Origin of the sequence: Delftia sp. PE138 (assembly GCF_018320755.1) — a bacterium.
GTDB lineage: Bacteria > Pseudomonadota > Gammaproteobacteria > Burkholderiales > Burkholderiaceae_C > Comamonas > Comamonas tsuruhatensis.
Map to the genome: position 1 here is coordinate 75528 of NZ_JABEPN010000008.1, position 16557 is coordinate 92084.

Consider the following 16557-nt stretch of genomic DNA (forward strand, 5'->3'; position numbering starts at 1 on the left):
GGTGGTCTTTTTCAGGCGGCCTTGACGCGCGCGGCACCGGGCAGATAGTGGACGATGGCCGTGACCAGCAGGTTCAGCGCCAGGCTGATGAAGCCCAGGTTGATGCCGCCGAAATCCGGCTGCTGGATGTACAGCGCAATGGCCAGCGCCTGGCCGCAGGCAATGCCCAGGGCAACGGCCATGGGCCGGATGCGCCAGCCGAAGAGGATGGCCATCATTCCGGGGAAGAACTGCGTCACGCCGTAGTAGGTGGTGTTGATCAGGGTCAGCATCAGGTTGGGCGTGAGCAGCGTCATCACGATGGACAGCACCAGGTAGATGACGATCACCACCTTGGCGCCCTGCTTTTGCTTGGCCTCGGGCAGGCCGGGCAGCAGGTTGCGGGCCACGATGGGGCCGATGGCCAGGCAGATGCCCGCCAGCACCAGCAGGCCCGACAGCGCGGCGCCTGCGGCCACCAGGCCCAGCAGCCAGTCGGGCAGCAGTCGCACGGCAGCCGCGAAGAAGGCCTCGTTGGGCGATGCCAGCTGCAGGTTCTGGCTGATGGCGTAGTACGAGGCCAGCACCAGGAAGGGGTACATCAGCATGTACAGCGGCATGGCGATCTGGGTGCGGCGGATGGTGTGCGAACTCTTGGCCGTGAAGAAGTTCTGCACGGCGAACGGCATCATGTAGAAGCCCAGCGCCTGGAACAGCATGGTGCTCATGGAAAAGCGCAGCTGCGTATCGGTCATGTGGTTGCTGACCTTGGCACTGGCGGCGGTGAACACATCGCCCACGCCCGCATGCCAGCCCACGGCCACGCCCGTGGCGATGATGGCCACCACCATCAGGATGTCCTTGAGGATGGCGATATAGGCCGAGGCGCGCACCCCCGAGATGGCGATGTAGGTGAAGGCCAGGCCCGCAGAGATCAGCAGCAGGTGCAGCGGCTGGAAATTCCATCCCAGGCCCTTGAGCGCGGCCACCAGCCCCGTGAACTGCAGCTGGCCCCAGGGCAGCAGGAACAGGATGGCCGAGCCGGCCACGATCAGCTCCAGCGCACGGCTGCCGAAGTGGCCCTTGAACAGGTCCGGCAGCGTGATGGCGTTGTGCCGCAGCCCCGCCTTCCAGATCATGGGGCCGAGGAAGTAGCCCAGCGGATAGGCCAGCAGGATGTAGCCCAGGAACCAGACGCCATAGGTCGGCCCCTTGGCGTAGATGCCGCCCGGAAAGCCGACCATGGTGCCGATGCTGTAGATCTCGCCGGCGGCCAGGAAGAACACCAGGTAGGCGCCGAACTGGCGGGAGGCGACGAAGAAGTCATGCACGCTTTGCGCACCCTTGCCCGTGCGCGAGCGGATGGCCAGGTACAGGGACAGCGCGATGAAGCCCAGAAAGACTGCGGTGGTCATGGCGGTGCTCCCTTCAGGCGGACTGCGCGTCGTCGGCTTCGTGGCGGTCGAACATCAGCCAGCACACGAGCATGCACAGCGACGTCAGCACGAACCACATGAAGATCCACAGGTAGATGAAGGGCACGCCGAACACGAAGCGATCGACGGACGCGACCCAGGGAAGCAGGCCGATCACCGCGATGTACGGGATGCCTATGCCGATGAACAGCTTGAGCATGGTTTGTCTCCTTTTGCTCCGATGAAAGAGTTGGCGGTTGTGGCCGCTCTATAGAACATTTCAATGTCCCTGGATGCAATCTTAGGAAGCGCCTACCTATAATTCAAATGAAAAATTTGCCAACAAACCATGAGGACTCCGCATGGATACACAGAAGCTGCGGCACCTGCTGGCCATCGTCGAGCACGGCACCTTTTCCGACGCAGCGCGCGCCGTGCATCTCACCCAGCCGGCGCTCAGCCGCAGCATCCGCGCGCTGGAAGATGAACTCAGGGCGCAGCTGTTCGACCGGGGCGCGCGGCGCGCCCGGCTGACAGTGTTTGGCGAGCTCGTGGCCGAGCGTGCACGCCGCATGCGGCTGGAGGAAACCCAGTTGCGGCGTGACCTGGAGCTGCTGCGCGGCGGCCAGGAAGGCGCGCTCGCCATTGGCGTGGCGCCCGCGCCCGCGGCGCTGCTGCTCAAGCCCTTTCTGATCCACATGGCGCAGGCGCATCCGCGCGTGAAGGTGCGCGCCGAAATGGGTGCCACCAGCGCATTGCTGCAGCTGCTGCGCAACGAATCCATCGATGCCATCGTCGGCGACGCCTACGTGCTGCGCGCCGCCGATGACGTGGAGATGGAACTGCTGGGCGAGCTGCCCGCCGGCCTGGTCTGCCGCGCGGGCCACCCCGTGCTGCAAAACCCCGGCATGGACGAGATCCGCCGCTACCCGCTGGCCACCACCACGTTGAGCACGGCCATGGCGCGGCAGCTGGCCGAGCTGTGGGGCGAAGGCGCCGAGCCCGACAAGCTGTTCACCCTGCACTGCAACGACCTGGACCTGCTGCGCGGCGTGACCCTGGCCACGGACACCTTGCTGTTCGGCGTGCTGTCCATCACCCGCAAGGAGCGCGCCAGCGGCGCCATGGCCGAAGTGCCCCTGCCCGCCGATCCCCGCCGATGCGGCCGCTACGGCATGGCGCGCATGGCCGCGCGCACCCTGTCACCGGCGCTGGACACGGCCTACGCCTTCACACGCACGCACTGGCGCGAGCTGTCGGAGCATGATCAGGAGCCCGGTTGATCGACGCTCAGCCGGCCGCCGGGGCCTGTGCATGTGCCTGTGCATGCGCCAGGCCCAGCGGCAAGGTCTGCGCGCGCAGCCAGTCCAGCACCAGGGCGAAGCTGGCCTCGTCCAGCACCGGCCGGGGCGACATGAGCACGTAGTGCGAGCCATCGGCCACGAAGCCGCGCGGCGCGCACAGCGTGCCGCTGGCCAGGTCATCGGCCACCAGTGCCAGCGGGCCGATGGCGACGCCGGCCCCGGCCACGGCGGCCTGCAGGCTCAGGTAGAAATGCTCGAAGCGCACCTCGCGACCGGCCCGCAGCGGCACGCCGGTCAGTTCGCTCCAATGCCGCCATGCGTCCGGCCGCGACTGCGTATGCAGCAGCACCCCGCCCAGCGGCCCTGAGCGTGCCAGCGCCTTGGCAAGCGCGGGCCTGCAGACGGGCCCCACGCGCTCTTGCAGAAAGGGCTCGGCCACCACATCGGCGCCCATGTCGAAATCCGCGCGGCGTATGGCCAGATCAATGCCCTCGCGCGCAAATGGCACGGAGCCGCCGGCCGATACCAGGCGCAGCTCGCGCTGCGTGCCGATCGCTTCCTGCAAACCACCCAGACGCGGAATCAGCCAGCGCATCAAAAACGTGGGCTCGCACGACAGCACCAGCGGCCGGTCCGGCCCTGCCGCCTGCCGCGCGCGGCCCAGCGCGCCGCGCAGGCGCTCCAGCGCCAGGGCCACCTCCTCGGCCAGCACGCGGGCCGTGGGCGTGGCAATGATGCTGCGGTTGCTGCGCTGGAACAGCGCAAAGCCCAGCGCCTCCTCCATGTCGCGCACGGCACGGCTCACGGCGCCATCGGTCAGGTGCAGCTCGCGCGCGGCCTTGGAGACACTGCCATGGCGCACCGTGGCCTCGAAGGCGCGCAGGGCAGACAGCGGTGGCATGTGGACGGGTGCGGGCATGGCAATGGCGGCTCTAGACAGGTGGAACAGCGGACTTTCAGTTGAACATTGCTCAATTGAATGATGAGTCTATATCGATTTATTACTGGAGCATCTTCATGCAAAGTAAGCCCATCGATTGAGGTTTCAGCAAGAACCATGAAGCACTCCAGCCCCAACTCCGCCAACCCCTCGGCCAGCACCCCGGCCAGCGCGCCCCTGGCCATCACCATGGGCGATCCATTGGGCATCGGGCCCGAGATCATCGTCAAGCTGGCAATGGACCCTGCGCGGCCCTGCACGCCGTTTCTCGTCATCGGCGACATCGCCCGGCTGCAGCGGGCGGCCGATGGGCTGGGCGTCCATCCGCAGATCCGGGCCATCGAGACACCGGCCCAGGTCCCTGCCCTGGTACCGCCCGCCACGCTCTTCGTGCTGCAGGCCGGCGAGGACCTGCCGCCGGACCTGCCCTGGGGCTGCGTCGATGCACGCGCCGGCGCGGCCTGCCATGCCTATATCCAGCGCGGCATCGACCTGGCCCTGGCTGGCGACGTCTCGGGCCTGGTGACCGCCCCCATCCACAAGGAAGCGCTGCGCGCGGCAGGCTGCCCGCATCCGGGCCATACCGAGATGCTGGCCGAGCGTTCCGGCACACGCGACTTCGCCATGATGCTCGCCAATGATGAGCTGCGGGTGCTGCTGGTCTCCATCCATGTGCCGCTGCAGCAGGCCATCGCCTCCGTGACCATGGACAACGAGCTGCGCGCCATTCGCCTCGCGCACCAGGCCTGCCGCGCGTTCGGCATCCCCCGGCCCCGGGTGGCCGTGGCAGGGCTCAATCCGCATGCCGGTGAAAACGGTCTGTTCGGGGACGAGGACCGCTCGGTGATCATCCCCGCCATTGCCGCCGCGCGCGCCGAAGGCATCGACGCCAGCGGCCCCTGGCCCGGCGACACGGTCTTCATGCGGGCGCGCCGGGGCGAGTTCGACGTGGTGGTCGCCCAGTTCCATGACCAGGGGCTGATTCCCGTGAAATACCTGGGTGTGGAGCAAGGCGTGAACATCACCGTGGGCCTGCCCTTTGTGCGCACCTCGGTGGACCATGGCACGGCCTTCGACATCGCGGGCACGGGCCGCGCCGACCACGCCAGCCTGGCCTGCGCGCTGCGCCAGGCGGCAGCCATGGTGCAGGCCACCCGTACCGGTGCCAGCGCACGAACGCAGCGCCCGGACTTCATCTTCATGCTCACACAGCAGGACAGGACCATTGCCGATGCGCGCGAGCGGCTGCGCGAGGTGCTGGCCCAGGGCGTTCGCCATGTGGGCTTCAAGGACATCGGCCTGCCCCTGCCCGAGCTGCATGCCCTGGCCCGGGACATCCGGGCGGGCGGCGCCAGGGTCTATCTGGAGGTTGTCAGCCTGGACGAGGCCAGCGAAGTGGCCTCGGCCCGCGCGGCGGTCGACATCGGGGTGGACGTGCTCATGGGTGGCACACGGCCCGAGGCGGTGCTGCCCGTGCTGCGCGGCAGCGGCATTGCGTACTACCCGTTTCCCGGCAAGGTGAGCGGGCATCCGAGCGTGCTTTCAGGCCCGGTACAGGACATTGTGGCCAGCGCCCGCCGCATGGCGGGGCTGGACGGCGTGCATGGCCTGGACCTGCTGGCCTACCGCTTCCACGGCGATGTGCCGGCCTTGATCAAGGCCGTCTGCGATGCGGTGGACAAACCCGTGGTCGTGGCCGGCTCCATTGATCGCAGTGAACGCATCGCGGCCGTGCTGGCCGGCGGCGCAGCGGGCTTCACGATAGGCACTGCCGCCTTCGAGGAGACTTTTCCGGCCGCGCGGCCCGGGCTGGCGGCGCAATTGCAGGCCATACAGGCGCTGATGGGCTGACGCCGGCCATGTCGGCTATGCCGGCCCGCGCCTCGCACGCCGGGGCCACGGTCCAGCAGCAGCTGCAGCGGTTTCGCCCACCGGTGCCCGGGCGTTCTCACAGCCCCAGGTACAGGGCCAGCAGCGAAACGGCGGCCGGCACGGCCTGCACCCAGAGGATCTTGCGGCTGGCCGTGGCGGCGCCATACAGGCCTGCCACCAGCACGCACAGGAGAAAAAAGTACTTGAACGCCAGGCCGTCGGCGCCCTGCGCCAGCCCCCAGATCAGCCCTGCGGCGAGAAAGCCGTTGTAAAGCCCCTGGTTGGCGGCCAGCGTCCTGGTCTGCTGCGCAAATTCCGGCGTCAGCCCAAAGGCCTTCCTGCCAGCCGGCCGGTCCCAGAGAAACATCTCCAGCACGAGGATGTAGACATGGATTGCGGCGACGATGCCTATGAGAACGTTGGCCATCTGGGTGGATAGGAAAGTGGACAGGCCCCTGTATACGGGATGCATCCGCCGCCGTCCATGCCCGCCGCGCCACACATGGCCTGCAACGGCCTGCCCGTATCACCCGGAAGACTTGCTGCCGGGTGGCACGGGCTTTTCCACTGGCTTTTGCGCACTCTCTGCCGGCGCCACGGCACCTGCGGCCGCACCGCCCAGCGCACCGGCCACGCTGCCTACCGTGCCGCCCACCACCACGCCCACCGGGCCTGCAATGACCGCACCGGCGGCAGCGCCGGCAGCGGCTCCGGCCAGTACGCCGCCGCCGATGAACACCGAGCGTGACTCGCGCTGCGCATCCTGCGGCGACAGCTGGTACTGGGCAGCTGCCTCGGGGTCCTGGGAAGGTACGCCGTGGCCCGGTCGTGCCTGTTCGGCCAGGTCTTCGTCCTCCACCGCATCTGCAGACACCGGCGGGATGGATGGCTTGTTGCTTGCATTCATGGGAATCTCCTTCGGGGATGGACCGTGGACGCGGGACTGCATCCGCTGCATCCCTCTTGCAGTTTTCGTTGTACGCCTGTGCCCGCCAGACCGACGCCGGCCCAGGCTGCGCTGCCGCGTCAGCAAAGGGCCGCAGCTGCGCAGACCATGACTACAAGGGCTCGTAGGACCTGGCCTCCGGCGCCCAAGGACCCTCCTACGCCGGTCGCGGCGCACCGACTACCCGGAGCACTTCATTGCGGTCCTAAGCTGGAACCCAGAAGCACACAGGCTTCGACTTCGCTAGGCGATGCACGGGCTTTGAAGGGGCCGCCTCCCGCGCCTTTTCCCATGCCGCATCGCCCAGCCGCCAGATGCACAGCGTCGGCGTGCCAGCACCAACCCACTCAATGGAGAGCCTCATGGTCACACCCAACACCGTATCGAGCGTCATTTCTTCCGAAACCGTCAGCGGCACCAATGTCTACAACCCCGCGGGCGACAAGCTGGGCAGCATAGACACGCTGATGATCGACAAGCTGTCCGGCAAGGTGCGCTACGCCGTCATGGAATTCGGCGGCTTTCTGGGCATCGGCACGGACCGCTATCCGCTGCCCTGGGAATCCCTCAAGTACGAGCCCGACATGAACGGCTACGTGGTGTCGCTCACGCGCGAGCAGCTGGACAACGCGCCCCGCTATGAGCGCGACACGGCACCGGCCTACACCGATGAATATGGACGCCGCGTGAACGATTACTACGGCGTGCCCTACCTGTAAATCCCGACCCTTGCGGTCTTTGACACAGCCCCGTTCGCGGGGCGTTTTCTTTGGTGCGGATAGCTGGCCAAGGAAGAACGCCTTGCGCGACTTCACTCCCTCATTCCAGGAGAACTCCCATGAATACCACCCCACCGGCCATCGACTACAAGGCCTGCATGGATGCCTGCCAGGCCTGCATCATTGCCTGCAATACCTGTGCCGCCGCCTGCCTGAAGGAAACAGACGTCCAGATGATGGCCGCCTGCATTGCCCAGGATCTTGAATGCGCGCAGGTCTGCGAACTGGCCGTGGCCTCAATGGCGCGCCAAAGTCCGCATGTCTCAGACATCTGCCGCCTGTGCGCCCGGATCTGCCAGGCCTGCGCCGACGAATGCGGCAAGCATTCCCACGACCATTGCCAGACCTGCGCGGCAGCCTGCCAGCAATGCGCCATGTCCTGCAATCTCATGGGCATGCAATCGCACTGACGCCGCTGGCCTTTGTCACGACAGCCGGCCAGGCGCCCATCCTGCAAACCGGCAGGAAAAAAAGCCACCGGCGCTGTCGTCATCCGCCCTATATCGGCAGCCTTCGGCGCTGCCTACACTTTGATGCATATCCACGCACAAAGGAGATGGGCATGGCACTGAACATCAGCATAGAACAGCGGTTCCTTACCCTCCTGGGCCAGTTGAAGCACATGCCTCCCTGCTCATCCCGCCAGGAAGCGCACGACATGCTCCTGCTGCTGTGGATGCGCATCTGCGAAGGCGCAGGCGCGCGCAGGCAATTGCTCAACAGCATGCGCCAGCGCACGCTGTGCGCAGAGCACGGCTGGAAAAACCTCGACAAAAGCCCCTGCTACTGGGATTCGGAGACCACGCCGGGCATCCGCATCTATCTGCATGCCAATGGCACCATCGTCATTCAAAGACAGGGCGGAGCGCAGGATTCCGAAATCCTGCACTTCAGCAGCCACCGGGAGTTTGTCGAGGCGTAGACAAAGGCCTCGCGCTCAATCCCGAACAATGGCGGAATATTGAAAAACCTAGGTGCAAACACCGACGATGTCCCACATGCGACATCGACCCTGTCTCCATAAAATGCGTCATTGTGTAGCACACTATCCATGAGGAACATATGACAGCAGATTACAAAACCCTGCTCAAGCAAAAGAGCGAGCTTGAGGCACGGATTGCCGAAACGCTGAAGGCGGAGAAAGGCGGAGTCATCGCCAAGGTCCGAGAACTCGTCCATGAGTTCGGATTGACCCACGACGACATCTTCAGCGCCCGCAAATCCAAGTCCGCCAACATTGGCGTGCCGAAATACCGGGACCCCGCCACCGGAGCCACCTGGACGGGACGGGGCAAGCCGCCGCGCTGGATCGAAGGCAAGGACCGCAAGGCCCTCGAGATCTGAGCATGGCCCGCCAACGCGGGCATTTTTTATGGCGGCCCCAATCGCCCGGACTCTCGCCAGGCAATGCCGGAAACAGAAAAACCCAGTGCTATTCACATAGCACTGGGTTTCATGTTTCTGGCGGAGAGGGAGGGATTCGAACCCTCGGTACGTTCGCACGTACGCCTGATTTCGAGTTTTGTACGCAGTCCTTGCAGATGCCGCAAGTTGTTGATCTACATGGGGTGTGGCAGGTGCGGCAGCCGCATTCTGTGAAGCCTGTGCGGGGTCTGTGTCAAAAATCCCCCCACCACCTTCACCCCTTGGACGCCCCTGCAGATTTGACTTTCTCGACCGTGCGCAGACTTGCAATGCCCAGCATGCCGGACAGGATCACCCACAGTGCCTCAGCCTCCAGCATTGGAGGGGCGTTCATCGTCACCGGGACCCAACCCTTGGCTTGCATCAGCGCCCAGGCCCAAACCAAGAACGGATAGATCAGGTATTGGTAGAAGAGTGCAGCAGCGCCAACCCAGCCGATGGCAGGGCGCCAGCCAGCGACGAACAGGCTTGCATTCGTGGCCTCGGCCTTGTTGACCTCCATTTGGCCCGTCGCCAGGCTGGCGTCGATCTTGGCCGCCTCGATGCTGACCTTTTGTAGTTCGATCTGCGCGTCAAGCCGTTCTTTGTCGGACGTGAAAAGGTCGTCGGCGATCTTGCCGATGGCATCCACAATGCCCCCCAGGATCAACGGATTCATGCTGCCTCCTTGAGAGTACGGTTCAGCCAGCCCAGCAGGAACTTGCTCTGGCTCCTGTCGCGCGTCACGATGTCGCGGTAGCGGGCCATCTTGGCAATGGTGTACCGCGCGCTGAAAAGCTCGGGGTCTGACATGTTGAGCGCCGCCAGGGTGAGCGGCCCAACTGCCCCATCGGGCGTGACTCCAGCCACCACCTGGGCAATCTTCACAGCCGTGCCCGTTCCGGCATTCACCCCGAAATCGAACAGGTGCCGCGCAATCACCTGGGACGACACGTCATCCAGCCGCATCACATCCCAGAAGTTTTGCTTGTAGAAGGCGCGCACCGCGTCAGCAGCAGGCCGGCCACCAGCATCGACGGCATCCCATCCGCTCCAGTTCGGCCAGCGATTGCGCGCGATGCCAGCATAGGTCATGCCACCCCTGTCGCCGGACACGTTGGTCAGCTTGTAGCCGCCCTCATTCACGATCATGGCCTCGAATGCTGGTAGGAACTCGCTCATTTGGTCTTCCTTGGGATGGGGTCGCTCTGCTTCAGGACGCGGATGTCGGACTCAGCAGTCTCTAGGCGGAACTGCAGGAGCGTCAGCGCGCCTGAAAGGCCATTGGTCGTGGTGTCCTTCACCTTGAGTTCTGCGCGCAACTCCCGGATGTCGCCGCGCAGGGCCACGATCTCTTCCGCTGCTTTCTCGCCCTTGAAGTACATCGTCACGATCAGCATGGAGATCGTGCCCAGCACAGAAAGCAAGTAAGGAAGCGGGAGCTTCAGTTCAATGATTCGCTGCGCCGGCCCAGACGGCTCTAGGGAGGTTCTCATCTGTGTGGTCCTATCTGTCCTATTTCCTCGTGCCATTTGCAGCGCTCGGACTGTTGCTGATCGCCAAGCTAGTAAGCGGCGGCTTTGCCCGGCATCGAAAGAAGGCCGCCAAGCGCACGCCCGGAGAGTTGGCTAGCCGGGCCGAGCAGCCCGAACACCGCCGCATTGCGCAGGGTCTCATCAGTGGACCCGCTGGGCTGCAGGAGCCCCATCCCGGCGCCCAGGAGGCCAGCACCGGCCAATGTGTTTGCGCCAGGTGCGAATGCGACGGGGACCATGCTCAACGTGCTACCCAGAACTGAGCCCGCGCGCCCCATACCGGTAGACAGCAGCGGCGAGTCGAGATCGCGCAGATCACGAATGTCCTGCTTCGACAGTTGACCCAGCGACTGCTGTATCCCAGACTTGGTGTTGTTCATGCCCTGGCCAATGCCAGCAACGAGCAATTCAAGCGGGCTCATGCCGCTTGTGGGGTCGTATTCACCTGCCATGTTTTCTCAACAAAAAGCCCGCTCAAGGCGGGCATAGGACTATGGAAAATTTGCGTGAGACCATCAATCAGATGATCAGAGATAGCGGCTACTCACCAGGCGCTATCGGTTGGTTTGGCGCCCTGATCATCATGGCCATCATCAGCTCATGGAGGGGGCGCAAGTAGGCCGCCTGAATAGGCAGCAGCTGGCGTAAGTAGGCCACGGAGCATAGGATCGCGCTCTACCGGCGCAAGAAGACCGCGCTGGATGTTTTGCGCATTCCCTTGGCTAAGCATCACGTTGAAATTCCTCAAGGGGGTCGTGATCACCTCTTCTCCAAAAGGAAGCTTGTTGGCGAACCCGCCAAGAAGATCGGCCCCGCGCCCAAGCACCAGGGCGCCAGAATTGCTGTTGTTCACGGCGCTACCGACTGGCTGGGCCTGTGTGTAAGAGGCGACTCGACCGATACGCTTCAAAGACTCAATCTCATCTGTCGAGAAGAACTGAGAAAGCTTCCCATCGCCGATTGCCTTCAGGGCTCGGTTGTAAGCTGCGCCACTGAACTTCCCAGTTTCATCTGCTGTGCCAGCGCCCAAGGCCTTGTCTCGCAAATGCGAGACTATGGCATCTCTGATAACAGGCACGCCTTCTGGGCCAACCTCTTTGGCAAGCATCTTGGCTTGCGTGGTTGTCCCGTTGACTACATACCGCTGAGCAAGATTGGCGGGATCCGATGATTTACTGCCAGCCAGTGCATCCCGCACTAGTGGCGATGAGTCCTCGTAGGCATAGGCAGCCCGCGTCGCACCTCTGGCACGGTTCACCGCATCGATCGCCGCTCCTGGAGCCGCGTCCATCGCGCGCAGGCGCTGGGCCATGTCGCCAGTGAGTACCGTGTTTCCGAAATCAATACCTCCCGGGTTGGTGATAGGTTGTACTTCGGACCGGCTCAGAACACGCGCGGCCGCGCTGGCTGCAGCGCCCTCATTGCCGCCCCTAGCGATTTCGCGCGAAAGCATGGACTGCAGGTTGCGGTAGTCCTGTGGTGTGAACGGTTGCTTGCCTTGCTGAAACGCTCCCATGTATTGGGAAATCGTTGGGTTCATGAAGGGCATTAATCCTTCTTCACCTAGCGTCTGGTTGATGTCGCTGATCACCTTGGGCGAGATCGGCTGACGGTAGCCAGGCGAGGATTTCGCGGCATCCCATGCTGCTTGTTCGGCAGAACGGAGACTGTCGCGGCGGCCAAGAATGGACGATGCGATCTGTTCTCCAGCACGGTTCAGATCGCCACGACCGGCCCCCTGTTCGTTGAGCGCCTGGATAAGCCGGGCATTGTTCTGGTTCTGGATTTGAGCCAGACCTTGCAACTCCTGATTGCCACTGTTGGCCCCCATTTTGGCGAGGTTCATTTCTCGCGTGATTTGTACAGGGTCCAATGTGACCATGCCACGCGTTGGCGTTGCGCCCAAGGCTTCAAAGTCAGCGAAACGGCGCACAGCATCAGGGCGCACCTCTTTCCCAGCCTGTAGAGACTTGGCAAGCTCGGTCCTTAGCGCCTGGCGCGCCTTTTCTGGGACTGTGGAATAGTCGCCGCCGGCCCGCTCAAAGATGACATTGATCTGCGCGTCCAACTGCTGAGGCGTCATGGAGACCGGCGCCAAACGACGGCCCAATGCAGCAGCTCCGCGTGCAACAGATGGGATAGAGCCACCGACCAGGCCGCCAACAAGGCCGGCTGATGCTTGCTGCAACTCATCCCCGCCGCCCTCGCGCGACAGGCTGGAGAGCCCGCCAGCGCCAATAGCTGATGTAGCAGCAGGCATAGTCAGACGCCCTGCCTCAGCAAGAGCTGGCTTTGCGGCTGTCATTGCATCGCGCGCCCATCCTGTGTAGCCAGCCGCGTTAGGCGAAAGTGCAGAACCAGCCTTCCCAAGCAGGCCCCCAGTAGCGCTCAATGCGCCGCCACCCGTTGCAGCGCCTGCCAGAAGGCGGGAGGCGTCACCAACCACCCGTTCAAGCGAGCCCTCCGGCTTAGGCAGCCCCACCGCGTCTGCCAAGCTAGTTGCCACCTCTCCCAATGGAGCAGTCTTGATGCCAGCGGCCCGCATCAAACCAGCCACCGGCTCGGTAAAGACCTGCAGCGCATTGGCCGCGCCCTCAAGACCATAGCGCCCCGTCAACCCGATTTGCCGCGGTATGCCGGAGATGCCTCGGTTTACCGCTTGGCCTACTTCCTGCACAGGTTGTGCGGGCGCAGCAGGCGCGCTCTGCTGCAGCCATTCAGCAGGCACAGCCATACCGTTCTTCTGCAGTTTCGTGACCAAGTCGGCCTTTGTCGTGCCGTCTGGGACATTGCTGATGATGGTGCCATCCGGCAGACGTACATCCATTATTTGAGGCTCGAAAAGTCAACAACACCACCGCCTGCGGGAGCTTGCGCGGCCTCAGGAGATGGGACGGTGAGGAACGGCGCCAAGGCAGAAGCATTGGGGTTGCTGAGCAACGGCGCAACGTTCTGGTTGTGCTGGCGGATGCGGTTCTCTGAGGTCTTGCGAGCGACTTGAGAGAGCGTCTTGATTTCATCGATGGACATGCTGATGTCACCAGAAGCCGCTTTGCGCAGAATTGCGCGTTCACTCTCCGTGATCTGGCCCTGTCCCTTCATTTGGCTTGCAGCGTCCAGCTCCAACTGAGCCATCGCTTGCATGGCTGCTCGGGTTTTCTCCAAGGTTTCCCTGGAGCTTTTCCCGCCCAGGCCAAGTTGCGTCCCTACCTGCATCAAAACCTGCGCTGGAGCAGTCAACGGACCGGCCATCACCTTCCCACTATTGATCGCTGCATCAAGGTTATTCAGGGTGTTAATCGTTGATTGTGCTCCTTTGGCGCCAGCCAGAGATGCATCAAGTTGACTTCCGGCGCCCTTTGCGATCTCGTTCAGGAACGACTTCTCCGTGTTGACGCTGATGTTGTTGCTGGTGCGTGCCGCGCCTGCTGCAGCCTTGCTGATCTCGTAGTTCTGATACGCCTTGTTGGGCACTGCATTGCCCTGTGCATCCACTTGGAACGGCTTGTTCGGATTCGGGATGGAGCGGTTGATGTTCGCAGGATCGTATGGATCAACAGCGATATCGTTCACAAACTCAAGTTTGCTGCGCGGGACCAGATCCCCATAGTTGCGGCTCTGCGCGAACTTCGCCAGAGATGCGGGTGTGAACTTGGTTGGGTCGATCTTGTCCACAGGAATCTCTTTCTGCATCGCAGCCAGAAGCTCCATACCGCGCTTTGGATTCACGCCCATCATCGCGTTGGCATACCCCTGCATATCGAAGCTACCAGGCGTTGCGGCGCGGCCTTGGCTGGGCAAGATACCGGATGCAGAGTCCCCCATCAGGGGAGGCATGGCGGCCTGGGCGGGCTGGTAGAACTTCTGCGCAAGTTCGCCTTCACGACGAGCCATGTCCACTGCCATTTGGCGTTGTGCAGCCTGGGCCTTGTTCTCATCGACTTGAGACTGCAGCAGGCCACGCTTCATGTCTTCCATCTGTTGTGCGCGCACGCTTTGCACAGCACCCAACAGGCCTGGCCCGAAGCGTTGACCAGAGCCAGCCGCAGCCAGCAGACCCAGGCCCAACTGAGACTCAGGGCTGCTCAGGAAATCGAGTAGTCCAGCCATCACGCACCTCCACCGCCGAAATCACCGTACTGATCGCGCCGGAACTTGTCCTGAGCGTACTGTCGGCGCAGGAACTCCAACTCGTCATCGTTCAGATTGCCCGTGTTTGTCTCAGGCCCCTTGGGCTCAGGGATTGCCCCGCTGGTCCATGGGTTCAGTGCTCCGAAGTCGATCTGCCCATAGTTCGTGCCTGGGTTCGTCATCATTGTGGGGATGAGCGGGCTAGGACGGATGCCGGCCGACTGCATGCCCTGGGCCACACCCTGCCCTTGCGCCATGTCCTGGCCTTGGCCTGCCATCACGCCGCCACTTCCCAAAGCGCCTGCAAATCCGCCACCACCCAACAGGCCGCCGCCCTGCATAAGTGGCGTCTGAGCTTGTCCAGCCTGGCCGAGTAGCCCAGCAAGAGCGCCGCCCTGTCCAGCACCCGCCGATTGCCCCATGCCTCCCGGCGCTGGTGCTGCGCCGTAGGTGTACGTTCCGGCGCCCATGTTCCGCTCGGGCTGCAGGTATCCACCCATCTCCGAGCCAGCAGGCGCGCGTTGGTAGTTGCTATTCATCAGCCGATTAGCAAGTGCCATGTTCGATGGCGCAATGCTCTGGCGGTAGTTGTCCAGGTCACCAAACAGGTTCTGATAGCCTGTCTGCTGCAACTGGTTCAGTGGGTTCTGCTTGTAGTACTCGCGCAGCTTCGTCGCGTCATTGAGTACGTCTTTCAGACCTTGCTGAGCTGGCCCCCATGGTTCGCGCGTCTGGGTCTGAGATTGGCCGCCACCACTGTCGCCGAACAGGCCGCCAACCAATGCGCCGCCGATTGATCCAATTGCATCTGGCATGTCAGAGGTCCTTTTCTACTGAAACTGATTTGATCCGATAGCCGGGGCGGCGACGGGTCATGCCCCGCCTCACCTCAGCAACCACTTTCTTGCACCCAATGGACCGGCCCCATGCCTCCATCTCGTCCACCAGCTCATTGTTGAATACGCCCGCACTCGCCACCAGGTGCAGCACGCGGCACGTCTTGCCGTCGATGACTTCACTGATCGCCCAGTAGCCCTGGTGCTCCCATAGCTGAGCGAGGTCGGCACGACAGCGTTCCAGCCACATCTCGACGGTGTCTGTGTGCGTCCTGAGCAATGCGGGCGCCAGGGCAGCAGCCGCCTCGTCGGGGATGGTGCTTGGCAGGAAGTGCACTTAGAACACCCCCAGGCCGCCGAGCTGGTCCATGATCCCACCGCCACCCGACTTCAGGCCGCCGCCCCACAGATTGCCGATCTGGCCGCCCAGCTGTGCACCACCCAGCGCACCCAGCAGAGGGTTGCCGTTCACGTTCGTTGTGCCAGTGGAAGTGCCGAACCCGGAGCCGATACCGTTGAACAGGTTGCCGAATTGGTTCAGGTAGTTGAGCGGGTTGTTCTGGATGTTCGTGCCAGCGCTGATGCCAGTCTGGTTGTTGCCCATTAACTGGTTCCACACGCTGTTGGACAAGTTTGCACCCTGCAGCGCCCACTGGTTGTTGTCGTTGTTGATGTTGCGGTCCAGGTTGGCGTATCCCAGCCCCAGATTTCCTTGCCCCAGGTTGTAGTTGTTCCCCGCGTTGTAGTAGCCGAGACCCAAATTGCCCATGCCCAGGTTGTAGTTCTGGTTGGCTTGCAGATTCCCGAGATCGTTGTTCCTGCGGCCCAGGTCGTACTGCAACTGCTGCCCGAACGCATTGCCATACAGATTCGCCAGCGCACTGCCGCCCTGTGCGTTCAGGTCGTTCATAGCGTTGGCCTCAATGACGCCCTGGCGAGAACCACCATATCCACCTGACGCAACAGCTTGCGACGAGATGCCCGGCATCACATTCGTCTTGAAGTTGTCGGTCAACTGCTTCAACATCGCATTGCCCTGCTGCTGCAGGTATGGATTTGTGGATTGGGCATAGTAGGGAGTACCTCCCTGCTGTCCACCGCCCACAGAAGATCCAGGAGTCTGTCCGTTCGACACCGTGAAGCCGTCACCAGAGCCATTGCCGGCGCCTGGCACCGTCCCGCCGAACGAGGGCTGCGTTGGTTGACCAAAGCCAGAGTTCGCAAATGCATTCGGGGCCGCAGGACCTCCCATGATCGAAGACATCTGCGCGGCGGTATAGCCGGAGCCGGGTTGGCCCGATTGCCATGTCCCCTCTACAAGGCCTGAGCCTTGTCGCATGTATTGGCCATCCGCGCCAAGCTGATAGGGCGTCGATCCGGTAGATCCGTCAGGGTATTTGTAGAGAGGCATCTTTG

20 protein-coding genes are annotated in these 16557 nt (G+C 63.2%); 6 read left to right on the forward strand and 14 right to left on the reverse strand.

The window, feature by feature from the left end; genetic code table 11:
- Positions 1-11: 11 nt before the first annotated feature.
- Positions 12-1394: a sodium:solute symporter family protein gene (locus HFGMBDPB_RS23380; RefSeq protein WP_016450085.1), complete on the reverse strand. Its 1383-nt coding sequence runs from the start codon at positions 1392-1394 to the stop codon at positions 12-14.
- A 13-nt stretch (positions 1395-1407) separates the two neighbouring features.
- Positions 1408-1614 (reverse strand): DUF3311 domain-containing protein, encoded by a 207-nt coding sequence (locus tag HFGMBDPB_RS23385; RefSeq protein ID WP_016450086.1) that lies wholly within the window; start codon positions 1612-1614, stop codon positions 1408-1410.
- Between the two features lie 142 nt (positions 1615-1756).
- Here HFGMBDPB_RS23385 and HFGMBDPB_RS23390 point away from each other — a divergent pair, with 142 nt between their 5' ends.
- Entirely contained in the window at positions 1757-2677 is a 921-nt protein-coding gene (locus HFGMBDPB_RS23390; RefSeq protein WP_047219220.1) for a LysR family transcriptional regulator, read from the forward strand.
- A gap of 7 nt (positions 2678-2684) precedes the next feature.
- On the opposite strand, the gene HFGMBDPB_RS23395 is transcribed toward HFGMBDPB_RS23390, so the two are convergent.
- Positions 2685-3617: a LysR family transcriptional regulator gene (locus HFGMBDPB_RS23395; protein ID WP_212646373.1), complete on the reverse strand. Its 933-nt coding sequence runs from the start codon at positions 3615-3617 to the stop codon at positions 2685-2687.
- 138 nt (positions 3618-3755) lie between these two features.
- On the opposite strand from HFGMBDPB_RS23395, the gene pdxA reads away from it, so the two are divergent.
- The gene (gene pdxA / locus HFGMBDPB_RS23400) at positions 3756-5489 is read left to right on the forward strand and encodes a 4-hydroxythreonine-4-phosphate dehydrogenase PdxA (RefSeq protein ID WP_212646374.1); all 1734 of its coding nucleotides are present in this window, start codon (positions 3756-3758) and stop codon (positions 5487-5489) included.
- Between the two features lie 97 nt (positions 5490-5586).
- Here the strand turns inward: pdxA and HFGMBDPB_RS23405 are convergent, their stop codons facing one another.
- Entirely contained in the window at positions 5587-5937 is a 351-nt protein-coding gene (locus HFGMBDPB_RS23405) for a DUF1304 domain-containing protein (protein ID WP_017407778.1), read from the reverse strand.
- Positions 5938-6036: 99 nt separating this feature from the next.
- Complete coding sequence (locus HFGMBDPB_RS23410; protein ID WP_016450091.1) at positions 6037-6417, reverse strand: hypothetical protein; 381 nt, start codon at positions 6415-6417, stop codon at positions 6037-6039.
- A gap of 401 nt (positions 6418-6818) precedes the next feature.
- On the opposite strand from HFGMBDPB_RS23410, the gene HFGMBDPB_RS23415 reads away from it, so the two are divergent.
- From HFGMBDPB_RS23415 to HFGMBDPB_RS23430, 4 genes are all read left to right on the forward strand, one after another.
- On the forward strand, positions 6819-7175 hold the full coding sequence (locus HFGMBDPB_RS23415; RefSeq protein WP_016450092.1) for a PRC-barrel domain-containing protein: 357 nt from the start codon (positions 6819-6821) through the stop codon (positions 7173-7175).
- 119 nt (positions 7176-7294) lie between these two features.
- Positions 7295-7645 carry a four-helix bundle copper-binding protein gene (locus HFGMBDPB_RS23420; RefSeq protein ID WP_016450093.1) on the forward strand — a complete coding sequence of 117 codons (351 nt, stop codon included), beginning with the start codon at positions 7295-7297 and terminating at the stop codon, positions 7643-7645.
- The gene (locus HFGMBDPB_RS29835; RefSeq protein WP_239009492.1) at positions 7603-8157 is read left to right on the forward strand and encodes a hypothetical protein; all 555 of its coding nucleotides are present in this window, start codon (positions 7603-7605) and stop codon (positions 8155-8157) included. Before HFGMBDPB_RS23420 ends, HFGMBDPB_RS29835 begins: the two co-directional genes overlap by 43 nt.
- Positions 8158-8297: 140 nt before the next feature.
- Positions 8298-8579 (forward strand): H-NS histone family protein, encoded by a 282-nt coding sequence (locus tag HFGMBDPB_RS23430; protein ID WP_016450095.1) that lies wholly within the window; start codon positions 8298-8300, stop codon positions 8577-8579.
- A 295-nt stretch (positions 8580-8874) separates the two neighbouring features.
- Here the strand turns inward: HFGMBDPB_RS23430 and HFGMBDPB_RS23435 are convergent, their stop codons facing one another.
- The 9 genes from HFGMBDPB_RS23435 to HFGMBDPB_RS23480 form a co-directional block, all read right to left on the reverse strand.
- Positions 8875-9318 (reverse strand): holin family protein, encoded by a 444-nt coding sequence (locus HFGMBDPB_RS23435; protein WP_212646375.1) that lies wholly within the window; start codon positions 9316-9318, stop codon positions 8875-8877.
- Positions 9315-9821 carry a glycoside hydrolase family 108 protein gene (locus HFGMBDPB_RS23440; RefSeq protein ID WP_212646376.1) on the reverse strand — a complete coding sequence of 169 codons (507 nt, stop codon included), beginning with the start codon at positions 9819-9821 and terminating at the stop codon, positions 9315-9317. Before HFGMBDPB_RS23440 ends, HFGMBDPB_RS23435 begins: the two co-directional genes overlap by 4 nt.
- On the reverse strand, positions 9818-10135 hold the full coding sequence (locus HFGMBDPB_RS23445) for a hypothetical protein (protein ID WP_212646377.1): 318 nt from the start codon (positions 10133-10135) through the stop codon (positions 9818-9820). The genes HFGMBDPB_RS23440 and HFGMBDPB_RS23445 overlap by 4 nt, the downstream gene beginning before the upstream one ends.
- A 68-nt stretch (positions 10136-10203) precedes the next feature.
- Positions 10204-10626: a hypothetical protein gene (locus HFGMBDPB_RS23450; RefSeq protein ID WP_212646378.1), complete on the reverse strand. Its 423-nt coding sequence runs from the start codon at positions 10624-10626 to the stop codon at positions 10204-10206.
- Between the two features lie 146 nt (positions 10627-10772).
- Entirely contained in the window at positions 10773-13001 is a 2229-nt protein-coding gene (locus HFGMBDPB_RS23455; protein WP_212646379.1) for a hypothetical protein, read from the reverse strand.
- Entirely contained in the window at positions 13001-14284 is a 1284-nt protein-coding gene (locus tag HFGMBDPB_RS23460; protein WP_212646380.1) for a hypothetical protein, read from the reverse strand. The genes HFGMBDPB_RS23455 and HFGMBDPB_RS23460 overlap by 1 nt, the downstream gene beginning before the upstream one ends.
- Positions 14284-15120 carry a hypothetical protein gene (locus HFGMBDPB_RS23465; RefSeq protein WP_249343652.1) on the reverse strand — a complete coding sequence of 279 codons (837 nt, stop codon included), beginning with the start codon at positions 15118-15120 and terminating at the stop codon, positions 14284-14286. Before HFGMBDPB_RS23465 ends, HFGMBDPB_RS23460 begins: the two co-directional genes overlap by 1 nt.
- Before the next feature lies 1 nt (position 15121).
- A complete protein-coding gene (locus tag HFGMBDPB_RS23475) occupies positions 15122-15478 on the reverse strand; it encodes a hypothetical protein (RefSeq protein ID WP_212646383.1) in 357 nt (118 codons plus the stop codon).
- Positions 15479-16552, reverse strand: a complete 1074-nt coding sequence (locus tag HFGMBDPB_RS23480) for a hypothetical protein (protein ID WP_212646384.1) — start codon at positions 16550-16552, stop codon at positions 15479-15481.
- Positions 16553-16557: the final 5 nt, after the last annotated feature.